This window comes from Mycetocola sp. Y171, assembly GCF_056713165.1.
Genome location: NZ_JBWYGX010000002.1, coordinates 1,078,819 through 1,101,228 on the forward strand (window position 1 = coordinate 1,078,819; position 22,410 = coordinate 1,101,228).

At 66.0% G+C, this 22,410-nt stretch carries 21 protein-coding genes; 6 read left to right on the top strand and 15 right to left on the bottom strand.

The genetic code is table 11. The features are described from left to right. Window positions 1-16 precede the first annotated feature (16 nt). The 4 genes from qcrC (at window position 17) to AC1M2K_RS14865 (ending at window position 4,442) form a co-directional block, all read left to right on the top strand. Window positions 17-832: a cytochrome bc1 complex diheme cytochrome c subunit gene (gene qcrC / locus AC1M2K_RS14850; protein WP_480236388.1), complete on the top strand. Its 816-nt coding sequence runs from the start codon at window positions 17-19 to the stop codon at window positions 830-832. A 41-nt stretch (window positions 833-873) separates the two neighbouring features. After that, a complete protein-coding gene (qcrA, locus tag AC1M2K_RS14855; protein WP_480236387.1) occupies window positions 874-1,956 on the top strand; it encodes a cytochrome bc1 complex Rieske iron-sulfur subunit in 1,083 nt (360 codons plus the stop codon). After that, on the top strand, window positions 1,953-3,572 hold the full coding sequence (qcrB, locus tag AC1M2K_RS14860) for a cytochrome bc1 complex cytochrome b subunit (protein WP_480236386.1): 1,620 nt from the start codon (window positions 1,953-1,955) through the stop codon (window positions 3,570-3,572). Before qcrA ends, qcrB begins: the two co-directional genes overlap by 4 nt. A 93-nt stretch (window positions 3,573-3,665) precedes the next feature. Next, window positions 3,666-4,442 (top strand): methyltransferase domain-containing protein, encoded by a 777-nt coding sequence (locus AC1M2K_RS14865; RefSeq protein ID WP_480241540.1) that lies wholly within the window; start codon window positions 3,666-3,668, stop codon window positions 4,440-4,442. Between the two features lie 83 nt (window positions 4,443-4,525). Here AC1M2K_RS14865 and AC1M2K_RS14870 read toward each other — a convergent pair whose 3' ends face one another. The 5 genes from AC1M2K_RS14870 to AC1M2K_RS14890 form a co-directional block, all read right to left on the bottom strand. After that, the gene (locus AC1M2K_RS14870) at window positions 4,526-4,942 is read right to left on the bottom strand and encodes a cytochrome c oxidase subunit 4 (RefSeq protein WP_480236384.1); all 417 of its coding nucleotides are present in this window, start codon (window positions 4,940-4,942) and stop codon (window positions 4,526-4,528) included. Further along, complete coding sequence (gene ctaD, locus AC1M2K_RS14875) at window positions 4,942-6,672, bottom strand: aa3-type cytochrome oxidase subunit I (RefSeq protein WP_480236383.1); 1,731 nt, start codon at window positions 6,670-6,672, stop codon at window positions 4,942-4,944. The genes AC1M2K_RS14870 and ctaD overlap by 1 nt, the downstream gene beginning before the upstream one ends. Before the next feature lie 2 nt (window positions 6,673-6,674). Then, window positions 6,675-7,580, bottom strand: a complete 906-nt coding sequence (gene ctaC / locus AC1M2K_RS14880) for an aa3-type cytochrome oxidase subunit II (protein ID WP_480241541.1) — start codon at window positions 7,578-7,580, stop codon at window positions 6,675-6,677. 173 nt (window positions 7,581-7,753) lie between these two features. Continuing rightward, a complete protein-coding gene (locus tag AC1M2K_RS14885; RefSeq protein WP_480241542.1) occupies window positions 7,754-8,113 on the bottom strand; it encodes a HesB/IscA family protein in 360 nt (119 codons plus the stop codon). A 107-nt stretch (window positions 8,114-8,220) separates the two neighbouring features. Further along, window positions 8,221-9,639: a M20/M25/M40 family metallo-hydrolase gene (locus tag AC1M2K_RS14890; protein ID WP_480241543.1), complete on the bottom strand. Its 1,419-nt coding sequence runs from the start codon at window positions 9,637-9,639 to the stop codon at window positions 8,221-8,223. Window positions 9,640-9,678: 39 nt separating this feature from the next. On the opposite strand from AC1M2K_RS14890, the gene AC1M2K_RS14895 reads away from it, so the two are divergent. Then, window positions 9,679-10,272 (top strand): DUF3043 domain-containing protein, encoded by a 594-nt coding sequence (locus AC1M2K_RS14895; RefSeq protein WP_480236379.1) that lies wholly within the window; start codon window positions 9,679-9,681, stop codon window positions 10,270-10,272. A 15-nt stretch (window positions 10,273-10,287) separates the two neighbouring features. On the opposite strand, the gene AC1M2K_RS14900 is transcribed toward AC1M2K_RS14895, so the two are convergent. From AC1M2K_RS14900 to hisD, 3 genes are all read right to left on the bottom strand, one after another. Then, window positions 10,288-11,322 (bottom strand): quinone-dependent dihydroorotate dehydrogenase, encoded by a 1,035-nt coding sequence (locus AC1M2K_RS14900; protein WP_480236378.1) that lies wholly within the window; start codon window positions 11,320-11,322, stop codon window positions 10,288-10,290. Window positions 11,323-11,351: 29 nt separating this feature from the next. Then, window positions 11,352-11,846, bottom strand: coding sequence for a transcriptional regulator NrdR (gene nrdR / locus AC1M2K_RS14905; protein ID WP_480236377.1), 495 nt, complete (start codon window positions 11,844-11,846; stop codon window positions 11,352-11,354). A gap of 129 nt (window positions 11,847-11,975) precedes the next feature. Then, window positions 11,976-13,286, bottom strand: a complete 1,311-nt coding sequence (hisD, locus tag AC1M2K_RS14910; RefSeq protein WP_480241544.1) for a histidinol dehydrogenase — start codon at window positions 13,284-13,286, stop codon at window positions 11,976-11,978. 120 nt (window positions 13,287-13,406) lie between these two features. On the opposite strand from hisD, the gene AC1M2K_RS14915 reads away from it, so the two are divergent. Continuing rightward, window positions 13,407-13,892 (top strand): flavin reductase family protein, encoded by a 486-nt coding sequence (locus AC1M2K_RS14915; protein ID WP_480236375.1) that lies wholly within the window; start codon window positions 13,407-13,409, stop codon window positions 13,890-13,892. Here the strand turns inward: AC1M2K_RS14915 and AC1M2K_RS14920 are convergent. The 7 genes from AC1M2K_RS14920 to AC1M2K_RS14950 form a co-directional block, all read right to left on the bottom strand. Further along, on the bottom strand, window positions 13,889-15,565 hold the full coding sequence (locus tag AC1M2K_RS14920) for a hypothetical protein (RefSeq protein ID WP_480241545.1): 1,677 nt from the start codon (window positions 15,563-15,565) through the stop codon (window positions 13,889-13,891). The two genes, AC1M2K_RS14915 and AC1M2K_RS14920, sit on opposite strands and share 4 nt — an antisense overlap. Before the next feature lie 76 nt (window positions 15,566-15,641). Next, complete coding sequence (gene dnaE / locus AC1M2K_RS14925; RefSeq protein WP_480241748.1) at window positions 15,642-19,106, bottom strand: DNA polymerase III subunit alpha; 3,465 nt, start codon at window positions 19,104-19,106, stop codon at window positions 15,642-15,644. A gap of 89 nt (window positions 19,107-19,195) precedes the next feature. Continuing rightward, window positions 19,196-20,116 carry an RluA family pseudouridine synthase gene (locus AC1M2K_RS14930; RefSeq protein WP_480241546.1) on the bottom strand — a complete coding sequence of 307 codons (921 nt, stop codon included), beginning with the start codon at window positions 20,114-20,116 and terminating at the stop codon, window positions 19,196-19,198. After that, a complete protein-coding gene (lspA, locus tag AC1M2K_RS14935) occupies window positions 20,116-20,805 on the bottom strand; it encodes a signal peptidase II (protein WP_480241547.1) in 690 nt (229 codons plus the stop codon). Before lspA ends, AC1M2K_RS14930 begins: the two co-directional genes overlap by 1 nt. A 4-nt stretch (window positions 20,806-20,809) precedes the next feature. After that, window positions 20,810-21,442 carry a DivIVA domain-containing protein gene (locus AC1M2K_RS14940; protein ID WP_480236371.1) on the bottom strand — a complete coding sequence of 211 codons (633 nt, stop codon included), beginning with the start codon at window positions 21,440-21,442 and terminating at the stop codon, window positions 20,810-20,812. Window positions 21,443-21,565: 123 nt separating this feature from the next. After that, on the bottom strand, window positions 21,566-21,868 hold the full coding sequence (locus AC1M2K_RS14945) for a YggT family protein (protein ID WP_480236370.1): 303 nt from the start codon (window positions 21,866-21,868) through the stop codon (window positions 21,566-21,568). Window positions 21,869-21,875: 7 nt separating this feature from the next. After that, entirely contained in the window at window positions 21,876-22,379 is a 504-nt protein-coding gene (locus AC1M2K_RS14950; protein WP_480236369.1) for a cell division protein SepF, read from the bottom strand. Between the last annotated feature and the right edge of the window lie 31 nt (window positions 22,380-22,410).

A 22,410-nucleotide genomic window follows, 5' to 3' on the forward strand; every position in this document is an offset into this window, starting at 1 on the left:
GGAAGACAGCACACGAATGCTCAGGACACCATCACCCTCCGCCCGCACGGGCCGTAAGCAGGGCCGCCGTTCCCCTCTCGCCACGATCTCCCTGATCGCCGCAGGGCTGCTGTTCACCGGTGGCGCATACGCAGCCTTCTCCACGAGCACCGCAAGCGCCGAGACTCCTCACGCCGTGTCGGCTGCGAGCGTCGAGGACGGCAAGAAGCTCTTCCAGGCCAACTGCGCGTCGTGCCACGGTCTCGACCTTGACGGCACGGATGTCGCCCCCAGCCTGATCGGCGTCGGAGCGGCAGCGGTCGACTTCCAGGTCGGAACCGGCCGGATGCCGATGCAGGCCCAGGGCCCGCAGGCACCGGAGAAGCCCGTCCAGTTCACCGAGGAGCAGATCCAGTCGCTCGCGGAGTACGTCGCGACGACGGCACCAGGCCCCGGCATCCCCGACGATGAACTCCTCGACGGAGAAGGCGACCTCACCAACGGCGCCGAGTTGTTCCGGATCAACTGCGCAATGTGCCACAACGTCGCCGGAGCCGGTGGCGCTCTGACCCAGGGCAAGTACGCCCCAGCGCTGACCGGGGTCGCCCCGGAGCACATCTACGAGGCAATGGTCACCGGACCGCAGAACATGCCGGTCTTCAACGACGCCAACCTCTCACCGGAAGACAAGCGCGACATCATCTCCGCGCTGAAGTTCATGGAGAACAGCCCGTCGCCTGGCGGACACCCGCTCGGTTCCCTCGGCCCCGTCGCCGAAGGCCTGTTCCTCTGGATCTTCGGCCTCGGGACCATCGTCGCGATCACCGTGTGGATCACGGCACGGTCGAACTAGGCACCGGGCAATGACAACGCGCAGAACTACGAAGGAGCACAATGGCACAGGACGGTAACAGCGGCACGGAACTCGCCGCTGCCGACTCGTCAGACCACGGCCACGGCATCGAACACGCCGTCGGTACGGCGGTTGTGGCCAGGGACGCGGTTCCGAACCCGGGATTCCCCCCGCACAGGCACCGTGTCACCGACATCGACCCGAAGAAGGACAAGCGTGCTGAGCGCACGGTCTACACCCTCTTCTACCTGTCGATCGTGGGCAGCGTGTGGGCCATCGCGGCGTACATGGCGTTCCCGATCATCCCGGAGGACCTCGAGTCCGTCCGGCTGAACAACCTCTTCATCGGCATCGGCCTCGCGCTCGCACTGCTCGCCCTCGGTATCGGGGCCGTGCACTGGGGCAAGGCGATCATGCACGACCAGGAGGGCATCGACATCCGCCACCCGGTCCGCGGAAGCGAAGACACCAGGGCTCGTGCCGTGGAGATCTTCGACGAGGCGAACACCGAGTCCGGTTTCGGTCGCCGTTCGTTGATCCGCAACAGCCTCATCGGTGCGCTCATCGCGTTCCCGCTGCCTGCCGTCGTACTGTTCCGTGGCCTCGCGCCTGAGAACCAGAACCCGGTCGACCTCCTGAAGCACACCATGTGGAAGGAAGGCGAGAAACTCGCCCGTGACCCGTCCGGCGTGCCCATCAAGGCCTCAGACGTCACCGTCGGTTCCGTGTTCCACGTGATCCCGGAGAGTCTGGCCGAAGTCGGACACTCGGAGGGCTATCTGGAGGAGAAGGCGAAGGCCATCGTCCTCCTCATGCGCCTCAAGCCGGAAGACCTCGTCGAGGATGAGGACAAGAAGGGCTGGTCGTACGACGGCATCGTCGCGTACTCCAAGGTCTGCACCCACGTCGGCTGCCCTGTCGCCCTGTACGAGCAGCAGACCCACCACCTGCTGTGCCCCTGCCACCAGTCGCAGTTCGACGTCACCAACCACTGCGCCGTGATCTTCGGCCCGGCAGCCCGTCCCCTCCCGCAGCTTCCCATCGCGATCGACGACGAGGGCTACCTCATCGCCCAGAGCGACTTCCTCGAACCTGTCGGCCCAAGCTTCTGGGAGCGTCATTGAACACCGTCACGGCCCCCGCCGAAACCACGACACCGGCTCAGAAGTCCGGTGGCTTCACCGCAGCGGCGTCGAACTACATCGACGAGCGCACGAGCATCTCGACCGCCGTCAAGGAGCTCGGCCGCAAGATCTTCCCCGACCACTGGTCATTCCTGCTCGGTGAGGTGGCGCTGTACAGCTTCGTCATCATCCTGCTGTCAGGAACGTTCCTGACGTTCTTCTTCCAGGCGTCGATGGCCGAGGTCCACTACGAAGGATCGTTCGTCCCGCTCAAGGGCATCGAGATGTCCGCCGCAATGGCGTCGAGCCTCGACCTCTCATTCGACATCCGCGGCGGCCTGCTCATGCGTCAGGTCCACCACTGGGCAGCCCTGCTCTTTGTCGCATCCATCGGCCTGCACATGCTGCGCATCTTCTTCACCGGAGCATTCCGCAAGCCGCGCGAGCTGAACTGGGTGATCGGTTTCATCCTCTTCATCCTGGCCATGGCTGAGGGCTTCACCGGGTACTCGCTGCCTGACGACCTGCTCTCCGGAAACGGCCTCCGCATCATCGACGGCATGGTCAAGGGCATCCCGCTGATCGGAACCTGGACCTCGTTCCTGCTCTTCGGAGGCGAGTTCCCCGGCACCGACATCGTCGGGCGTCTCTACTCGCTGCACATCCTGCTGCTCCCGGCGATCATCCTCGTGCTCATCGCCCTGCACCTCCTGTTCGTCGTCGTGCACAAGCACACCCAGTACGCCGGCCCAGGACGCACACAGCAGAACGTCGTCGGCTTCCCCGTCCTCCCGGTCTACGCCGCGAAGGCAGGTGGGTTCTTCTTCATCGTCTTCGGTGTCGTGATGCTCATGGCATCGCTGTTCACGATCAACCCGATCTGGAACTACGGCCCGTACGACCCGTCCCCGGTCTCAGCGGGAACCCAGCCGGACTGGTACATCGGCTTCGCCGACGGCGTGCTCCGACTGGCTCCGTCGAACTGGGACATCGTGATCCTCGACCACACCCTGTCGCTCGGCATCCTCGTCCCCCTCGGCGTCGTCGGTCTGTTCATCGTGACCGTCCTGATCTACCCGTTCATCGAGGCGTGGGTCACCGGCGACAAGCGCGAACACCACATCCTCGACCGCCCGCGTAACGCCGCGACCCGCACCGCCATCGGTGCAGCAGGCGTCACCTTCTACGCGTGCCTCTGGGCAGCGGCCAGCTCCGACATCATCGCGACGCACTTCCACGTCACGATGGAAGGAGTCATCCGTACGCTGCAGGTCCTGCTCTTCGTCGGACCGGTCATCGCGTACTTCATCGCCAAGCGCACCTGCCTGGCCCTGCAGAAGAAGGACCGCTCGATCGCCCTCCACGGCTACGAGTCCGGACGCATCGTCCGCCTCCCCGGTGGCGAGTACATCGAGGTGCACGAGCCCGTCGACGAGTACGAGCGCTGGAAGCTCGTCAGCCACGAGAGCTACCAGCCCCTGATGATCCGCCCGAACGCCCGCGGCAAGATCACGGTCGGGCAGCGTGCCCGTGCCAGCCTGTCGCGCTGGTTCTTCGAGGACAGGATCGACCCGGTCTCGCAGACCGAGCTCGAATCCTCGCACGACCACCACTAGGCGATCACGTCACCCGAACGGGCAGCGCTGACCCTCCGCCATCTGGCAGGAGGGCTGCGCTGCCCCTTCTGTTTCTCCGCCGGTCGCGGATCGGTGCCCCTCTCCCCCATCGACGTCCTCGTTCTCGGCTGTGACGCCGGGCATCGCATCGACGTGAACAAACGCGGCTACGTGTCGCTGCTGCCGCCCAGGACCAGGGTGAGCGGCGACAGCGCCGCAATGCTCGAGGCCCGCGCCCGCTTCTTCGACACCGGTGCCTATGCCCCGATCGCCGCGGCCGTCTCCGCAGCGGGACGGGCGGTGACGGATGCTCCCGGTCTGCGGGTCGCTGAGATCGGCTGCGGCACCGGCTATTACCTCTCAGCCCTGTGCGCCGCCCTCCCGTCCTCGGCTCCCCTCGCCAGCGACCTGTCGCCTGCAGCCGTTCGCGTCGCTGTCGGAGCCGTCCCAGGCGCTGTGGGGGTGGTCCTCGACGTCTGGCAGCCCCTGCCGCTCGCCGACCGGTCCCAGGACGTCCTGTTGAGTGTCTTCGCCCCCAGGAACCTTGCCGAGTTCGCCCGCGTGCTCGATACAGACGGTGCCTTTCTCGCCGTCGTCCCCACCGGCGCGCATCTCCGTGAGGCACGAGCCGCCGGTCTGGCGCTCGACGTACCCGAGGGCAAGGCGGACGACCTGATCCGCTCAGCAGACCCGTGGTTCACCCTCGCAGCGCGGACCGAGGTGGAGTTTTTCATGCACCTCGAGGGCGACAGCCTCGCGCTCCTGCTCGGCATGGGGCCGTCTGCGCATCACACGCTCGCAGCGGGCCAGGATGTTCCGACGCGCGTCACGGCATCCGTCTCCGTGCTGACCTTCCGCCGTCGCGACTGAGTCCCCCGGCACGGCATCAGCCGCCCGGACACAGAGAGACGGCCAGGCGCTGAGCGCCTGGCCGTCTCTCGTGCGGGGTCCGCTCAGCGAGCGTGGTATCCGCGGTAGTACTCGTAGGTCCAGCCGATCACCGCGATGAGGATCAGCGGGGCAGCGATGAACGAGATCCAGAAGCCCACCGAGAGACCGAGCATCATGAGTGCTCCACCGCCGGCCATGATGATCGGCCACCAGCTCCACGGGCTGAAGTGCCCGACCTCGGGGTCACCGTCGTCGATGTTGGCGCTCAGGGTGTCCTCGGGCAGTTCGCCGCCCTGATGCTTGTGCACCCGGTTGAGGTAGAAGCCGAGGAACAGCGAGAGCACAGCGGAGAGGATGAGTGCGACGGTGCCGACCCACTCGATCTCCTCTGCGGCCGCGAGGCTCCAGTACACATAGATGCCCGCGACGAGTGCGAAGAAGACGGCGAGGATCCAGAAGAGGTTGACGTTCGCTTTCATTACTTCACTTCACCTTCCGCGCGGTCGTACGTTGGGGCGTCAGGGGCGTCCTTCGCCGGGCCGATGCCGACGGGGATGCCGGCTTCGGGGTGGTTCAGGTCGAAGGCCGGACGCTCCGAACGGATGCGCGGAATCGACGTGAAGTTGTGGCGGGGCGGCGGGCAGGAGGTCGCCCACTCGAGCGATCCACCGTAGCCCCACGGGTCGTTCACGGTCACCCTCGGTGCCTTGCGCGCCGTGATGTAGACGTTCAGGAAGAACGGCAGCATCGACAGGGCGAGGATCATCGATCCGACCGTGGAGAGCTGGTTCATCCAGGTGAAGCCGTCCTCAGGCGAGTACGTGGCGTACCGCCTCGGCATGCCGATCACGCCGAGCCAGTGCTGGATGAGGAAGGTGGTGTGGAAGCCGATGAACAGCAGCCAGAAGTGCCAGTAGCCGAGTTTCTCGTTCAGCATCTTGCCCGTCCACTTGGGCCACCAGAAGTAGAACCCGCTGAACATGGCGAAGACGACGGTTCCGAACACCACGTAGTGGAAGTGCGCGACCACGAAGTACGTGTCTGACACGTGGAAGTCGAGCGGAGGCGATGCGAGGATGACACCGGTCAGTCCACCGAAGGTGAAGGTGACCAGGAAGCCGATCGCCCAGAGCATCGGCGTCTCGAACGTCACTGAGCCGCGCCACATCGTTCCGACCCAGTTGAAGATCTTCACACCGGTTGGAACGGCGATGAGCATCGTCATCAGGGAGAAGAACGGCAGGAGGACCGAGCCGGTGACGTACATGTGGTGGGCCCACACGGTGACGGACAGGGCGGCGATCGAGATCGTCGCGTAGACCAGGGTCTTGTATCCGAAGATCGGCTTGCGGCTGAACACGGGGAAGACTTCACTCACGATCCCGAAGAACGGCAGGGCGATGATGTAGACCTCGGGGTGGCCGAAGAACCAGAACAGGTGCTGCCAGAGGATCACTCCGCCGTTCTCGGCGTCGTAGATGTGAGCGCCGAACACGCGGTCGGCGCCGAGCGCGAAGAGCGCGGCGGCCAGGACAGGGAAGGCCATCAGGACGAGCAGCGAGGTGACGAGCGTGTTCCAGGTGAAGATCGGCATCCGGAACATCGTCATGCCAGGCGCGCGCATGGTGATGATCGTCGTGATGAAGTTCACACCACCGAGGATGGTTCCGAATCCGGAAAGCGCGAGCCCGAGGACCCAGAGGTTCCCACCGATGCCAGGAGAGAAGGTCGTACTCGACAGTGGTGCGTACGCGAACCAGCCGAAGGATGCAGCACCCTGCGGGGTGAGGAACCCGCCGACGGCCAGGAGGCTGCCGAACAGGAACAGCCAGAACGCGAAGGCGTTCAGTCGCGGGAACGCGACGTCGGGGGCGCCGATCTGCAGCGGCATGAGCGCGTTGGCGAAACCGGCGAACAGTGGCGTCGCGAACATGAGCAGCATGATCGTGCCGTGCATGGTGAACAGCTGGTTGTACTGTTCCTTGGTCTCGAGCAGGCTGAGGCCTGGTTCGAAGAGCTGGGCACGGATGATCAGTGCCATCACGCCGCCGACGCAGAAGAACAGGAACGAGGCGATCAGGTACATGTACCCGATCGTCTTGTGGTCAGTGGAGGTGATCCAGCTGACGATGATGTTTCCCTTGCGCTGGGCCGTGTTGCGGTTGATGACCCTGGCCTGGCCCGCTGGGATCTCGAGTGTTGTAGCCATGACTATTCGTTCTCTTCCTCAACGCGGGCCGGCGCGTCGGTTCCCGGCAGGTTGGTGTTGCGAGAGAAGTCCTCGCCGAAGTCGCCGATGTTTCCGTCGTCGGCGAGCGACTGCAGGTAGTCGTCGTACTCGTCCTGCGAGACGACCTTGACGTTGAACAACATCAGGGAGTGGTACTCGCCGCAGAGCTCGGCGCACTTGCCCGCGTATGTGCCCTCGCGCTCGGGCGAGAACGACATGTAGTTGGTCTTGCCGGGGAACATGTCCTTCTTGTAGAGGAAGTCGATGACCCAGAAGGAGTGGATGACGTCGCGGGACTGGAGGGCGATGGTGACATCGGCTCCGACCGGCAGGTAGAGGGTGGGGAGCTTCTCCTGGTCGATGGCGCCTGCTGGGGCACCCTCTTCCTGCTCGCCCTGGACGCCTGCGGACCAGACGTCTTCGCCGTCGACGGCGCCCGAGTACACGAAGTCCCATGCCCACTGCTTGGCGAAGACTTCGATCTCCACGTCAGGGTTCTCGTACTGGGTCTCGATGGCGGCCTGGTCACGCGCGGTGAAGGCGAAGAACCCGAGAACGAGGATGAGGGGCACGATCGTGTAGAAGATCTCGATCGGCATGTTGTACCGCATCTGGACAGGAAGGCCGGTCTGGCCCTTCCTCCTGCGGTAGACCACGATGGCCCAGATGATGAGTCCCCAGGTCAGCAGACCGACACCCAGGAGCACGATCCACGATGTGGTCCACAGCCCTGCTATGCGCTCGGTGTGATTCGTGACGGGCGCTTCGCCCTCCACGAATCCGGGAAGATAGCCGTGCAGTTCGGCCTGGGTACAGCCGGCGAGAACCACGGCAAGCGTGATGGCAACCGGTATAGCAGCCCATCGGAGTCGACGATTCGAGCGCACCTGGGACCTTTCGATGACAGTGTTATTTCAGCCATCAGTCTAGCCCGATCGATCGCCCCGCTCTCGACCATTTGGCGCGTGCTGCCCGGTTTCCGGCGGCCCCGCGGGGGTTAAAAGATGCAGGGGACCCGCCGTTCCCGGCGCGTCCCCTGCATGAATTCCTGAAAATCCGCCTAGTGGAAGCTGTCTCCACACGCGCAGCTGCCGCCGGCGTTCGGGTTGTCGATGGTGAATCCCTGCTTCTGGATGGTGTCCTCGAAGTCGATCGACGCACCGTCAAGGTAGGGAACGCTCATCTTGTCGACGATCACTCCGACGCCGCCGAAGTCGACGGTGGCGTCACCGTCGAGGACGCGCTCGTCGAAGTACAGCTGGTAGATGAGGCCGGAGCAGCCGCCGGGCTGGACGGCGACGCGCAGACGGAGGTCGTCACGGCCTTCCTGCTCGAGCAGGCTCTTCACCTTGGCAGCTGCCGTGTCGCTCAGCCCGACACCGTGGGCGGGCGGGGCGGATGTCAGTGTCGTGTCGCTCATGACTCTCCTTGGTTGGTCGTGCTCGCAGGGGTTGCGAAATCTGATGTCATTCTACGCACGGTAACCGGGCGCGAGCTGGGGGAATTCCCGGCAGGTCGGATGTCGGCTCAGCGCTGATGCGCGTTGAGCCTGCCGAGCAGCAGCGCTTCGGCCAGCACGGAGCGGTGGAACACGCCGAGGTGGAGCGACTCATTGGGGCTGTGCGCCCGCGAGTGGGGGTCCTCGACTCCGGTGACGAGGATCTCCGCGTCGGGGAACTCACGGACGAGATCGGCGATGAACGGGATCGATCCGCCGATACCGAGCTCGACCGGGTCGACTCCCCACGCGTCTGCCATGGCCCGCTTGGCCTCACCGACGGCGTACCCGCTGGTGTCGACGAGGAACGGGTCACCGAGGTCCAGGTCGTCGATCTCGATGCCGGCGCCGAACGGCGCGTTCCTGGTGAGGTGGCTCTCGATGGCGTCTGCGGCATCCCTTGCGGTCTGGCCGGGGGCGACCCGCACGCTGACCTTGACGGCCACGGAGGGAGCGAGGGTGTTGGAAGCGTTGGCCACCGTCGGGGCGTCGATCCCCGTGACGGTGATCGACGGCTGGTTCCAGATCCGGCTGAGGAGCGAACCGGTTCCGATCGGCTGCACTCCCGGCAGGAGGCCGGCCTCTTCTCGGAGCTGCTCCTCGGTGTATGCGGGAGTCTCCCCCGCGTACCTGGTCAGCCCGTCGATGGCGACGGAGCCCTCTGCGTCCCAGAACGTGGCGAGGAGGCGAATCGTGGCCAGCATGGCATCCGGAACCGCTCCCCCGAACATGCCCGAGTGGGAGGCATGCTCGAGCGTCCTGACGGTGAGCCGGAAGGTGACGTTGCCGCGGAGCCCGATGGTGAGGGCAGGCGTCTTCTCGTCCCAGTTGCTCGAATCGGCCACGATGATGGCGTCAGCGGTGAGTGCGTCGCGGTTGGCGGTGAGGAAGTTCGCGAACGACCGGGAGCCGAACTCCTCTTCCCCTTCGATGAAGAGGGCAAGTCCCAGGTCGATGTCGTCGCCGACGGCTTCGGTGAGCGCCCTCAGAGACGCGATGTGCGCCATGACACCGGCCTTGTCGTCCGCGGCTCCCCTGCCGTAGATGCGGTCGCCGCGCACGGTCGGCTCGAACGGCTTCGAGTCCCAGTCCTCGTCCTTCCCTGGAGGCTGGACGTCGTGGTGGGCGTAGAGCATGACCGTCGGTCGGCCGTTCTTCGCACGGCGGGTCGCCAGGACCGCGGGCTGGCCGAGTTCCGTGGTGTCGCCGATGGGCGCCTGGGTGATCGTGACGCTGTCGAACAGCCCGGTGTTCTCGACGAGGGCAGCGACGGCTTCGGCGCTCTCCTTCACATGGGCAGGGTCGAAAGCCGCCCACGACACGCTCGGGATCCGGACGAGGCGGGACAGGTCGGCGATGGTGGACGGCAGTCCGCCTGCGACCGCCGAACGGATCGCGTCATCGACGGCGGACGGGGTTCGAGAGACGTTCTCGTCGGTATCGGTCATGCAGGTAATCTTAAGAGATATCCAGCGCAAGGAATCATCGTGACCAAGCACACCCCAGACTCGTCTTCCGAGCCCGTCCTCGAAACGCCGGAGGAGACCGCTGACCGTCTCGCCGGCAACTCAGGAAAGGGCAGGCCGACCCCCACCCGCAAGGAACGGGAGGCCCTGAACAAGCGCCCGCTCGTCCCCGGCGACCGCAAGGAAGCGCAGAAGGCCGCGAAAGCGAAACTGGCCGAGTCCCGCGAGAAGGCCAGGATCGGCCTCGCCGCAGGCGACGAGCGTTACCTCCCTGCCCGCGACCGCGGCCCTCAGAAGCGCTTCGTCCGCGACGTCGTCGACTCCCGCTTCAACATCGGCGAGTTCCTCATCCCCGTGATGTTCGTCGTGATCGTCCTGACGCTGTTCCCGCCTGTCGTCCAGGTCTACGCGATGCTGCTGCTCTGGGTCTTCTTCGCGATCGCCGTCCTCGACGCCGTCTGGCTCGGTTTCTCGGTGAAGAAGAAGCTCGGCGCGAAGTTCGGCGAGACCTCTGTCGAACGCGGTGTGCGCTGGTATGCCGCCATGCGGGCATTCCAGATGCGCGTACTGCGCCTGCCGAAGCCCCAGGTCAAGCGCGGACAGCGCCCCGCCTGATCTGGCTGTGGTCGGTCAGGATGCCGACAGGCGCTCGGACAGGCCTCGGTTGATCTGGCGCGCCCAGAGCGGGCCGCGGTACAGGAACGCTGTGTAGCCCTGCACGAGGCTCGCACCGGCCGCGAGGCGGTCGGCCACGTCTGCCGCCGTCTCCACCCCGCCGACCGAGATGACGCACAGGCTTTCAGGGACGCTCGACCGGATGAGCCGCAGCACCTCGAGCGATCGCGCGGCGAGCGGAGCGCCTGAGAGCCCTCCTGCGCCTGCGGCCTCGACGGTGGCCGCCGGTGTCGACAGCGACGTCCTGGCGATCGTGGTGTTCGTGGCGATGATCCCGTCGAGTCCGACCCCGACGGCCAGTTCGGCGATCCGCCGGACTTCGTCATCGGTGAGGTCGGGCGCGATCTTCACGAGGAGCGGGGTCCTGCCAGCAGCCTGCTTGACGGCGACCAGCAGTGGAGCCAGCTTGTCGAGTTCCTGCAGGCCGCGCAGGCCAGGGGTGTTCGGGGAGCTGACATTGACGACGAGATAGTCGGCGAGCGGGGCGAGCAGCCTCGTGCTCTCGAGGTAGTCGTCGATGGCGTGATCCACACCGACGACGCGGCTCTTGCCGATGTTCACGCCGAGCACTGGTCGGCCGGGAACCGAACGCAGGCGGGCAAGCCGGCGGGCGGCGGATGCCGCTCCCCCGTTGTTGAACCCCATCCGGTTGATGACTGCACGGTCGGGGACAAGACGGAACAGGCGCGGCTTCGGGTTGCCCGGCTGCGCGTGTGCGGTGAGCGTCCCGACTTCGACGTGACCGAACCCGAGCGCCCCGAGTCCCAGAACCGCTTCGCCGTCCTTGTCGAACCCGGCAGCGACGCCGAACGGCGTGTCGAAGTGCAACCCGAGGGTGTCGACGCCGAGATCCGCCGACGGCCGGGTGAACCGGCGGACTGCTGCGGTGAGGCCGACCCTGGGCAGGGTGCGGATCACCACGAAGGCGAGGTGGTGGGCGCGTTCAGGATCGAGCCTGGACAGGACGTGGGTGAAGAGGAAGCGATACATGCGTGTGCAAGGTTACCGTGCGGCGGATGTCACGCCTGCGCGGTCGGTGATGCGGCATCCGCTGACGCAACCGGTTCTGCGTGCTCGTTGCGCAGCAGGGTGATGGCGTCCTCGAAATCCTCGAGGGATTCGAACGCCTGGTACACGCTGGCGAACCGGAGGTAGGCGACCTCGTCCAGTTCACGGAGCGGCGTGAGAATGGCCAGTCCGATCTCGTTCGCGTCGATCTGGCTGGTGCCGGTCTGGCGGATCGATTCCTCGACCTTCTGCGCCAGCACGGCCAGGTCGGAGTCGGTGACGGGGCGGCCCTGGCAGGCTTTGCGCACCCCAGAGACGACCTTCTCGCGGCTGAACGGCTCGACGACTCCGCTGCGCTTGATCACGTTGAGACTGGCTGTCTCCGTGGTCGAGAAACGGCGGCCACACTCGGGGCACTGTCGCCTGCGACGGATCGAGAGACCGTCATCGCTGGTCCTGGAGTCGATGACGCGTGAATCGGGGTGACGGCAGAACGGGCAGAACATGGCTCAAGACTAGTCGAAGCTCGAGGTGGTCCGGCCGCTGTACGGCGCGCACGGCCCGCGCGGTGTTCCGGCTCTGCGCGGGTGTCTTTCACCCGCGCGAAGCCGATCGACCCGCGCCACGCGAAGCCGCTACCGCTCAGGGAACCGCGCGCTGACCGCGTCGCCGTGTGCAGGAAGCGCCTCGGCGTTCGACAGGGCGAGCACCCGGTCAGCGACCTCGCCGAGTGCGGCGCGGTCGTAGTCGATCACCTGCTGAGGGCGCAGGAACGTGTACGCACCGAGACCGGACGCGAAACGCGACTGTCCTCCTGTCGGCAGGACGTGGTTGGACCCCGCGAGGTAGTCACCGAGGCTGACTGGCGAGTGGGCGCCGAGGAAGATGGCTCCTGCGCTGGTGATCGTCGCGAGGACCGCCTCGTCGTCCGCGGTCTGGATCTCGAGGTGTTCGGGTCCGTACGCGTTGCTGAACCGCGCGGCTGCGGCGAGGTCGTCGACGAGGACGATCGCCGACTGCGGTCCCCCCAGCGCCTCAGTCACGCGGGCCGAGTGGGTCGTGCTCGCGGCGAGGACCCCGAGCCTGGCCTCGACGGCCTCTGCGAGGTCGACGGAGTCGGTGACGAGGAGCGATGCGGCCGCCTCGTCGTGTTCGGCCTGGCTGACAAGGTCTGCGGCGACGAGCGCCGGGTCGGCGTCGACGTCTGCGATGACGAGGATTTCGGTGGTGCCCGCTTCGGAGTCGATGCCGACCTGGCCGCGGACCAGCCGCTTGGCGGCCGCGACGAAGATGTTGCCTGGCCCGGTGACAACGTCGACCGGGTCGAGGCCGAGGCCGGGGACCCCGTAGGCGAGGGCACCGATCGCGCTCGCGCCCCCCATGGCGTAGATCTCGGTGACGCCGAGCAGCCCGGCCGCCGCGAGAATGGTGGGGTGGACCTTCCCGCCGTGCTCGCGCTGCGCCGGTGACGCGAGCGCGATGGATCCGACACCGGCCACCTGCGCAGGAACGACGTTCATGACGACGCTCGACGGGTAGACGGCCTTGCCGCCAGGCACGTAGAGCCCGACGCGGTCGACGGGCTGCCAGCGCTGCCTGATCGTCGCGCCAGGGGTCAGCCTCGTGGTCACGGGGGCGGGGACCTGCACCCGGGTCGCGGTCCTGACCCGTTCGATGGCCGCTTCGATGGCATCCCGGACATCGGGGTCGAGGGCTTCGACGGCCGCGGCGATGTCCGAGGCGGACACCCTGATCGGGGTGTCGCTCACGCCGTCGAACTGCTCGGCGTGACGGTGCAGCGCGACCTCGCCCTCGGTTCGCACCTCGTCGATCAGCCGCTCGGCAGCCGCTGACGCGACCGAGACGTCGACCGCCGGGCGGGGAATGAGCTGCAGGAGTTCAGCGCGAGTAGGCTTGACACCGCGCAGGTCAATGGTCTGGATCATGGCGATACCAGCCTATCGGCCCGCTCTCGCCCCGGAATATTCCTGCGGAACACTCGTTGATGCACACGGATGGTCGGTTGGCTGTCGGCGACCGGAAAGAGAGCGCACAGAATGAATCCGATGCAACCAGACCTGGATGCGTTCAAGGCAGCGTTCCGGCGTCACGCCGCCGGTGTGGCCGCCATCACCGCCAGGAAACCGGACGGCGACCCGGTCGGATTCACCGCCACTTCCCTCGCCTCGCTGTCGGCTGTTCCGCCTCTCGCGACATTCAACATGGCCAGAAGCGCGAGTTCGTGGCCGGCCATCGTGTCCACCGACCGCGTCGTCATCCACATGCTCGGAGCGCGCAACCGCCGTCTCGCCGAGATCATGAGCGGAGACAACGCCGCCAGATTCGTCGGCGATCACTGGCACGAGGGCGAGAACGGTCTCCCGATTCTCGACGGTGTGACGACGTGGATGACCGGACGGATCATCGAACGTCTCCAGGTCCACAACAGCGCTGTCGTCGTCGTTCAGATCGAGTCTGGTGAGATCGGCCCAGACGACGAGCCGCTGATCTACCACGAGCGCCGCTACGTGCGCCCGGGAGAGATCGCCTAGCCGCGGGTGATGCCCTCGAGGTCACGGAGAACGCCGATCCGGCCGTCATCGTGGCGGATCACGAGCTCGGCGCCGCGATCGATGATCGCCAGCGCCCACGCGGTCGGTCCGATCTCGAAGACCGTCGCCCCTGTCTGCTCGTCGATCACCTGGCGAGGCACAGGCGAGTAGACCCAGAACGGCTGGGTCGAGAACACAGTGGTCGGGGATTCGGCCGCCTGCTCCCCTGCCGCGAGCCGATCGGTGCCTTCGTCGTCGTCGGAGTCACCGGCGGACCGCGCGGAGACGTGACTGAACGCAGACACCGGTGCCGGGCCTGCGCCCTGGTCGTCGTCGAGATCGTCGTGGGCGTCGATGACCTGCGTCGCTGAAACCGACGCGACGGGGTCGACGGCAGGGACGTCGGCGGCCACGAATGCCGGGTCGAGCGGCTGCGCGTCTTCATGCGGACGGGGCTGGTCCTCGGAGACGTCCTGCCCGGGGTCCGACGGCTCCGGCGCGCTGTCGTCCGGTGCGGTCTCGGCCGGGGATTCGACCTGGGCATCTCGAGAGACCTCGGTCGGGGCGGCATCCGGTTCGACCGTGACCGGGGCTGCAGTGTCGGTGAATGTCTCCGCCGATGGCGGCTGAACTGCCTCCGGCGCCACCGGCGCTGCGGTATCCGCTCCCGCGAGTGGGAACGCCTGGGCGCCCGGGTCGTGAGGGGCAGGCGCCGGCTGGGAGCCACGGCGCTGGTATGCGGCGTACTCGCCTGGCCCTGCGGGCTGAAGCGGCGCTCCTGGCTGCCCGGGGTAGGCGCCCGGCTGCTGGGGTGCTGCCGGGCGTTCGACCCGTGGGCGGCGGGCAACGAGTCCTGACGGACGGGCGACCCGGTGGGCGACGGACTCCTCTCGCCCGGAGAAATCGCCGGCGAACAGCGGGATCACTGGTGCCAGCGTGGTCAGAACGACGGCCAGGAGGGAGAACAGGAGCCCGACGATGACGCCGGCGCCGGGAACGAGGAGGTCGGATCCTCCGCCGAACCATGCCGGGAATCCGCTGATGAGGAAGAGCGCGCCGAGATAGAAGCCTGCGGTGACGACGGATGCCACAGAGGCGTACTGGTCGACGGACAGCGAACCGACGCGGAGCGGCCGGGCCGGTGCGAGTCGCCGAACGGCGAGAAGCACCGCAGCTGCCACGAGGACGAGGACGGCAGGAATCGCGAGCCACGGTGCTGGTGCCCAGACACTGGTGTAGCCGAAGACGTCGGCGTAGTCGCCGCCGAGGAACGGCAGGAAGGACGCGATGAGAACGAACACCGTCGTGCCGAGGAACAGCACCTCGCGGAGGGTGAATCCTCCGATGCCGTACGGCACGCCGTTCGGATCGGTCTTCGGACGCGCGGGCCTCTGCGGCCGCGGCGGCGGGGCGGGCGCGTACTGCTGCGGGTACGGCTGCTGGGTGTACTGCCCCTGCTGCGGGTACTGCTGCTGGTACCCCTGCGGAGGCTGCTGGTACCCCTGAGGGGCCTGCTGCTGGTACTGGTCGAACGGCGGGTAGCCGACCGGCTGGGCGCCGTGCTGCTGAGGCGCGAACGACGGCTGCTGCGGCGCGAAGGCTCCCTGCTGGGGCGCGTCGCCTGCGTCAGCGGGCGTGCCCTCCTGGTATTGCGGTGTCTGCGGGTTCGTCATGGGAAATCCTTCGTTCACGGCAATACGGGCGTTCGCCAGGCCAGCTGGTGGTGGTCCGGTTCGAGCGTAGCCGATCCTAACCGAGGCAATTCGGGCCCAGCAACGACTTGAGCTCGCCGAACAGGTCGGGTGTGACCTTCACCGGGTACGGGATCTCGAACACACGCGCGACGTCGCCCCTGACGAGCTTGAGCCGCACTTCGGCGTCTCCGGAGTGCCTGGAGAGGATGCCGCCGAGCTGCGTCACGAGCTCGGTCGTCGCCCTGGCATCCGGCATCGTGAGCGTCAGCGGACCTGACACCCCGCCCTGCTCGATCTCCGGCGAAAAGATGCTGTACGCGTGCAGGTTCATGCCGTCGTCCCGCATGCTCACGCGGCCGCGAACGACGACGACGGAGTCGTTCACGAGCGTCGGGGCGAACTCCTGGTACGCCTTGCCCATGAACATGACGGTGATCTCACCGCCGAAGTCCTCGACCTGGATCATGCCGTACTGGTTGCCGGAGGTCTTCGCGACACGGTGCTGCACGCTCGTGGTGAGACCGGCGATCGTCACCGTGTCGCCGTCCTGCGTGTGCTCGGAGGTGAGCATGTCGGTGATCGTGGTCGTCGCGTGTTTGGCCAGCTGCAGCTCGAGTCCGGCGAGCGGGTGGTCCGAGACGTACAGGCCGAGCATCTCGCGTTCGAACGCGAGTTTGTCCTTCTTGGACCATTCCGGGCGGTCAGGCGTCACCTGGGCCGTGGCATCCAGTTCGAAGATGCCGCCGAAGAGGTCGACCTGCCCGTTTGCTTCGTTGCGTTTGAGACTCACGGCCGAGTCGACGGCGTCCTCGTGGATCTCGATCAGGCCGCGCCTCGTCGCCCCGAGGGAATCGAATGCTCCAGCCTTGATCAGAGATTCCATCGTGCGTTTGTTGGCCACAGGCAGGGGCACCTTGCGGAGGAAGTCGTGGAACGAGGTGAACTCCCCCTCCCGTTCCCGCGCGGCACTGATGGCCTCGACGACATTGAACCCCACGTTTCGAACGGCACCGAGCCCGAACCTGATGTCCTCGCCGACGGCGCGGAAGAAACCGATCGACTCGTTGACGTCCGGTGGGAGCACCTGGATGCCCATCCGGCGGCACTCGTTGAGGTAGATGGCCGCCTTGTCCTTCGAGTCACCGACACTCGTGAGCAGCGCCGCCATGTACTCGGCCGGGTAGTGCGCCTTGAGGTATGCGGTCCAGTAGGACACCACCCCGTATGCGGCCGAGTGAGCCTTGTTGAATGCGTAGTCGGAGAACGGAAGGAGGATGTCCCAGACGGCCTTGATCGCCGCGTCCGAGTATCCGCGTTCGTGCATGCCGCCGCTGAAGCCCTCGAACTGCTTGTCCAGCTCCGACTTCTTCTTCTTGCCCATGGCGCGGCGCAGGATGTCTGCCTGCCCGAGCGAGAAGCCGGCCAGCTTCTGCGCCACGCTCATGACCTGCTCCTGGTAGATGATCAGACCGTGCGTCCCTCCGAGGATCTCCTGGAGCGGCTCCTCGAGTTCAGGATGGATAGGTGTGATCGCCTGCAGGCCATTCTTGCGCAGTGCGTAATTGGTGTGCGAGTCAGCACCCATCGGCCCCGGCCGGTAGAGGGCGATCACGGCGGAGATGTCCTCGAAATTGTCCGGCTTCATCAGGCGGAGCAGGCTGCGCATCGGGCCGCCGTCGAGCTGGAAGACACCGAGGGTGTCACCGCGCGAGAGCAGTTCGTATGCGCCCTGGTCATCGAGGGCGAGCTGTTCGAGTTCGATCCTGGTACCGCGGTTCGATTCGATGTTGTCGAGTGCGTCGCTGACGATCGTGAGGTTGCGCAGCCCGAGGAAGTCCATCTTGATCAGTCCGAGAGCTTCGCAGGCCGGGTAGTCGAACTGCGTGACGATCTGGCCGTCCTGCTCCCGCTTCATGATCGGGATGATGTCGATCAGCGGGTCGCTCGACATGATCACGCCTGCAGCGTGCACACCCCACTGCCGCTTGAGGTTCTCGATGCCGAGTGCGGTGTCGAAGACCGTCCTGGCCTCGGCATCCGTTTCGACGATCGTCCGGATGTCGACGGCTTCCTTGTAGCGCGGGTGGGTCTTGTCGAAGATCCCCTCGAGGGGGATGTCCTTGCCCATGACGGGCGGCGGCATCGCCTTGGTGAGCTTGTCGCCCATCCCGAACGGGAACCCGAGAACCCTCGAGGAGTCCTTGAGCGCCTGCTTCGCCTTGATGGTGCCGTACGTGACGATCTGGGCGACGCGTTCGTCGCCGTACTTCTCGGTGACGTACCGAATCACTTCGCCGCGGCGCCGATCGTCGAAGTCGACGTCGAAGTCGGGCATGGACACGCGGTCGGGGTTGAGGAATCGCTCGAAGATGAGGCCGTGCACGATCGGGTCGAGGTCGGTGATCTTCATGGCGTACGCGGCCATCGACCCTGCACCCGAACCGCGGCCGGGGCCGACACGGATGCCGTTCTCCTTCGACCATTTGATGAAGTCGGAGACGACGAGGAAGTAGCCGGGGAAGCCCATCTGGACGATCACGCCTGCTTCGTAGTTTGCCCGCGCCCGAACCTCGTCTGAGATGCCGTTCGGGTACCGCTCGACGAGTCCTCGCTCGACCTCCTTGATGAACCAGGTCTCTTCGGACTCACCGGCAGGGACCGGGAACCGCGGCATGTAGTTGGCCTTGGTGTTGAACTCGACGTTGCATCGCTCGGCGATGGCCAGCGTGTTGTCGCACGCCTCAGGGTGGTCGCGGAAGATCTGGCGCATCTGCTGGGCCGACTTGAGGTAGAACTCGTCTGCGTCGAACTTGAACCGGTTGGGGTCGTCGAGGGTCGAGCCGGACTGGACACAGAGCAGCGCGGCATGCGCCTTGGCGTCGTGCGCGTGCGTGTAGTGCAGGTCGTTGGTGGCGACGAGAGGCAGGTCCAGCTCTTTCGCGAGCCGGAACAGGTCGGTCATGGTGCGGCGTTCGACGTCGATGCCGTGGTCCATGACCTCGCAGAAGAAGTTGTCCTTGCCGAAGATGTCGCGGAACTCGGCCGCAGCCGCCTTCGCCTCGTCGTACTGCCCGAGCCGCAGGCGGGTCTGGATCTCACCACCGGCACAGCCGGTCGTTCCGATGACGCCCTTCGCGTAGGTGGAGAGCACCTCGCGGTCCATCCTGGGCTTGAAGTAGTAGCCCTCGATCGACGCGAGCGACGACATCCTGAACAGGTTGTGCATGCCCTCCGTGGTCTCGGAGAGCAGGGTCATGTGGGTGTACGCACCACTACCGGAGACGTCGTCGCGCCCCTGGGCGCTCGTTCCCCACTTCACACGGGTCTTGTCGCTCCTGTGGGTCCCAGGGGTGATGTAGGCCTCTGTGCCGATGATCGGTTTGATGCCGGCGGCTGTCGCCGTGCTCCAGAAATCGAACGAACCGAACATGTTGCCGTGGTCGGTGACAGCGACTGCAGGCATCCCCTCGGCCACTGCGGCTTCGATGAGCGGTTTGACGCGGGCGGCACCGTCGAGCATCGAGTACTCGCTGTGGACGTGCAGGTGAACGAACGAGTCGTCAGATGAGGGCAAGACTTCTCCGTGGAGCTGGGGGATGAACTCCCAGCCTAATCCTCACGGAGGACATCGAGGGCGTGCTGGAGGTCAGCCGGGTATGGCGCATCGTAGGTGACCCAGTCGCCCGAGCCCGGGTGGGTGAACGAGAGCTGGGCGGCGTGAAGCCACTGCCTGGTGAGGCCCAGTCGCGCGGCGAGCGTCGGGTCGCTGCCGTACAGCGGGTCGCCGACGCACGGATGCCGTTGGGCGGCCATGTGGACCCGGATCTGATGGGTCCTGCCGCTCTCCAGGTGGATCTCGAGTAGCGAGGCACTGGGGAACGCCTCCACGGTCTCGTAGTGCGTGATCGACGGTTTGCCGTCCGCGGTCACCGCGAACTTCCAATCGTGGCGGGGGTGACGCCCGATCGGCGCGTCGATCGTGCCTGCAAGCGGGTCAGGGTGACCCTGGACGACCGCGTGGTACACCTTGTCGACCTCACGGTCGTGGAACGCCCGCTTGAGCTGCGTGTACGCGCGCTCGCTCTTGGCGACGACCATGAGCCCCGTCGTTCCGACGTCGAGCCTGTGGACGATACCTGCGCGCTCGGCGGAACCGGACGTCGAGACGGTGTATCCGGCGCCGGCGAGGGCCCCGAGGACGGTCGGACCGGTCCAGCCGACCGACGGGTGCGCGGCGACGCCGATGGGCTTGTTGATCACGATGATGTCGTCGTCGTCATGCACGACGGTGAGGTCGGAGACGACGACGGGGACGATCACCGGTTCCTGTTTCGGCGTCCAGCTCACTTCGAGCCAGTTTCCGGCGTGAAGGCGGTCGGATTTGCCCGCCTGCTGGCCGTCGATCGTGACGCCACCGGCTTCGGCGACTTCTGCGGCAAAGCTCCGCGAGAAGCCGAGCACCTTGGCGAGACCGGCATCGACGCGCGAGCCCTCGAGCCCGTCGGGGACGGGCAGGCTGCGGGACTCCATCAGGCGTCCGACCGGCGCGGCTCGGCGGGGTGGTCGACCGGAGAGTCTCTCAGGGGGGCGGCTTCGACGGAACCGGCCGGGGTCTCCCCCTTCGGTGCCTCAGCGGCCTCGTCTTCAGCGCCTTCGCCTTCAGCGCCTTCGCCTTCAGCGGCTGAGGCGTCGGCATCCTTCGAGGACACCGTCCTCGTCCCGTCCAGGTTGATTCCCCTGATCGTGAGGATGATGAACAGCCCCATGCTGACGACGATGCAGATGTCAGCGATGTTGTAGATCGCCGGGATCATCCACGGTGTGGAGATGAAGTCGATGACATGACCGAGGCCGAACGACGGTTCGCGGAACAGCCGGTCGGTGAGGTTGCCGAGCACGCCACCGAGGAGAAGCCCGAAGACGACGGCCCAGCCGATGGACCGGATCCTGCGCGCAAAGACGATGATCGCCACCGTAACGGCGGTCGCCAGGATCGAGAAGATCCAGGTGCTGCCTGCGGCAAGCGAGAACGCCGCCCCCGGGTTCTTGACGAACTGCAGAATGAGCAGATCGCCAAGAACCTTCACCTGCTCGCCGAGCGGCAGGTTGGAGACGACGAGGTATTTCGTGAACTGATCGAGCGCAAGCGCCGTGACCGCGATGACGGCCACGACGACGAGCGCCCGCACACTGGGAGAACCAGCAGGTTTTTTCGGCAAGACCTTAAGCGTTGGACTTTTCGCTGGTCACATAGCCGGAGCCGGTGCCCTGCGCTGCCGGACCGCCGTTGGCGTCCAGTTCCTTCAGCTGACCTTCGATGTAGCCGCGCAGCTTCTGGCGGTACTCGCGTTCGAAGATCCGGAGTCCGTCGATCTTCTCTTCGAGAGCGGACTTCTCGTCGTTGAGGATCTTCATCTGTGCGCGCTGCTTGGCCTCGGCCTCGGCGACGACGCGCGCCGCGGTGGCGTGACCCTCAGCGACGAGCGCATCGCGCTTCTCGGCGCCTTCACGGACGTGCTCGTCGTGCAGGCGGCGAGCCAGCTGGAGCAGGCTCGATGAGGACTCGGAGTCGTCGGCAACTGCCGACGGGGTGACGGGCGTTTCCACGGGAGCGGCGACGGGCGACGGGGCCACCTCTGCAGGAGCGGCTGCGGCTGCGACGGGCTCTGCCGTGCGGGCTTCACCGGTGTCGGAACCCTCGAGACGTGCCTTCAGCTCCGTGTTCTCCTGGAGCAGGCGGCGAAGCTCGACGACCACCTCGTCCAGGAAGTCATCAACTTCGTCCTGGTCGTAGCCCTCGCGGAACTTGGTCTGCTGGAACTGCTTGTTGACGACGTCTTCCGGAGTTAGCGCCATGGCTTCCCACCTCTTACTTGTTTGAGCTCGTATGGACGTGCCTACGCTAGCAAATCCTCGCAGCGGTCTGCTGGAATTTCGACTGGTCGGGCACGTGGGTTACAGGATACCCCGCCTCACGCATCAGCGCAGGAGCAGATTCACCAGTGTCATCGCGATGATGACGCACAGCATGGTGATGCTCCAGCCGAAGTCGAGGGCGAAGGCTCCGATCCGCACCGGCGGGAGGATGCGCCGGAAGAACCGGATCGGAGGGTCCGTCAGCGAGAACACGAGTTCGGCTGCGACCAGTCCGAATCCCCTGGGCCGCCAGCGCGGCTTGAAGGATCGGACGAGGTCAAGACCGAATCGGGCCCACATGACGAAGAAATACAGCAGGAGGGCGAAATACAGGATGCCTCGGAGAAGCGAAAGAACGGAGTCCACCCGTCAATTATTGCTGAGCGAAGAAGGTGGACTCTGCATCTGACGCAGCTCCGCCGGCATCACCGAGCACGGCGACGTGCGCCGGGGAGAGCAGGAACACCTTGCTGGTGACTCGTTCGATCTTTCCGTACAGTCCCTGGGAGAGGCCGCTGGCGAAGTCGATGAGGCGCTTCGCGTCTCCTTCGCTCATCTGCGAGAGGTTGATGATGACGGGGACGCCGTCACGGAACGTCTCGGCGATGACCTGTGCGTCGCGGTACTGCTTGGGGTGCACCGTGAGGATCTCGTTGAGTTCAGCAGGGGCTGCCTGCTTGGTCGCCGTCGGGCGACGCAGCGGGGTCACCGGAGCGCGGTTCTGCACCGGCGTCGGTCCCTGCGTGTTCGCGTGCGACGCGTTGTGCGTGTTCGACGCAGCGGGCGCGGCGGGGGCGGCGTTCGACTGCTCCTCGTACTCGAGATCATCATCTGCGAGGCCAAGGTAGACCATGGTCTTCTTCAGCGGGTTGGACATCGCTACCTCCGTTTGTGCGGTTCCTACTTCT

Coding starts and splice junctions, on each gene's coding strand:
- qcrC (WP_480236388.1), top strand. CDS start 17: ATGCTCAGGACACCATCACCCTCCGCCCGCACGGGCCGTAAGCAGGGC.
- qcrA (WP_480236387.1), top strand. CDS start 874: ATGGCACAGGACGGTAACAGCGGCACGGAACTCGCCGCTGCCGACTCG.
- AC1M2K_RS14870 (WP_480236384.1), bottom strand. CDS start 4,942: ATGAAAGCGAACGTCAACCTCTTCTGGATCCTCGCCGTCTTCTTCGCA.
- ctaD (WP_480236383.1), bottom strand. CDS start 6,672: ATGGCTACAACACTCGAGATCCCAGCGGGCCAGGCCAGGGTCATCAAC.
- AC1M2K_RS14885 (WP_480241542.1), bottom strand. CDS start 8,113: ATGAGCGACACGACACTGACATCCGCCCCGCCCGCCCACGGTGTCGGG.
- AC1M2K_RS14890 (WP_480241543.1), bottom strand. CDS start 9,639: ATGACCGATACCGACGAGAACGTCTCTCGAACCCCGTCCGCCGTCGAT.
- AC1M2K_RS14900 (WP_480236378.1), bottom strand. CDS start 11,322: ATGTATCGCTTCCTCTTCACCCACGTCCTGTCCAGGCTCGATCCTGAA.
- nrdR (WP_480236377.1), bottom strand. CDS start 11,846: ATGTTCTGCCCGTTCTGCCGTCACCCCGATTCACGCGTCATCGACTCC.
- hisD (WP_480241544.1), bottom strand. CDS start 13,286: ATGATCCAGACCATTGACCTGCGCGGTGTCAAGCCTACTCGCGCTGAA.
- AC1M2K_RS14915 (WP_480236375.1), top strand. CDS start 13,407: ATGCAACCAGACCTGGATGCGTTCAAGGCAGCGTTCCGGCGTCACGCC.
- AC1M2K_RS14920 (WP_480241545.1), bottom strand. CDS start 15,565: ATGACGAACCCGCAGACACCGCAATACCAGGAGGGCACGCCCGCTGAC.
- dnaE (WP_480241748.1), bottom strand. CDS start 19,106: ATGCTCGACGGTGCCGCCCGCGTCAAACCGCTCATCGAAGCCGCAGTG.
- AC1M2K_RS14930 (WP_480241546.1), bottom strand. CDS start 20,116: ATGGAGTCCCGCAGCCTGCCCGTCCCCGACGGGCTCGAGGGCTCGCGC.
- AC1M2K_RS14940 (WP_480236371.1), bottom strand. CDS start 21,442: ATGGCGCTAACTCCGGAAGACGTCGTCAACAAGCAGTTCCAGCAGACC.
- AC1M2K_RS14950 (WP_480236369.1), bottom strand. CDS start 22,379: ATGTCCAACCCGCTGAAGAAGACCATGGTCTACCTTGGCCTCGCAGAT.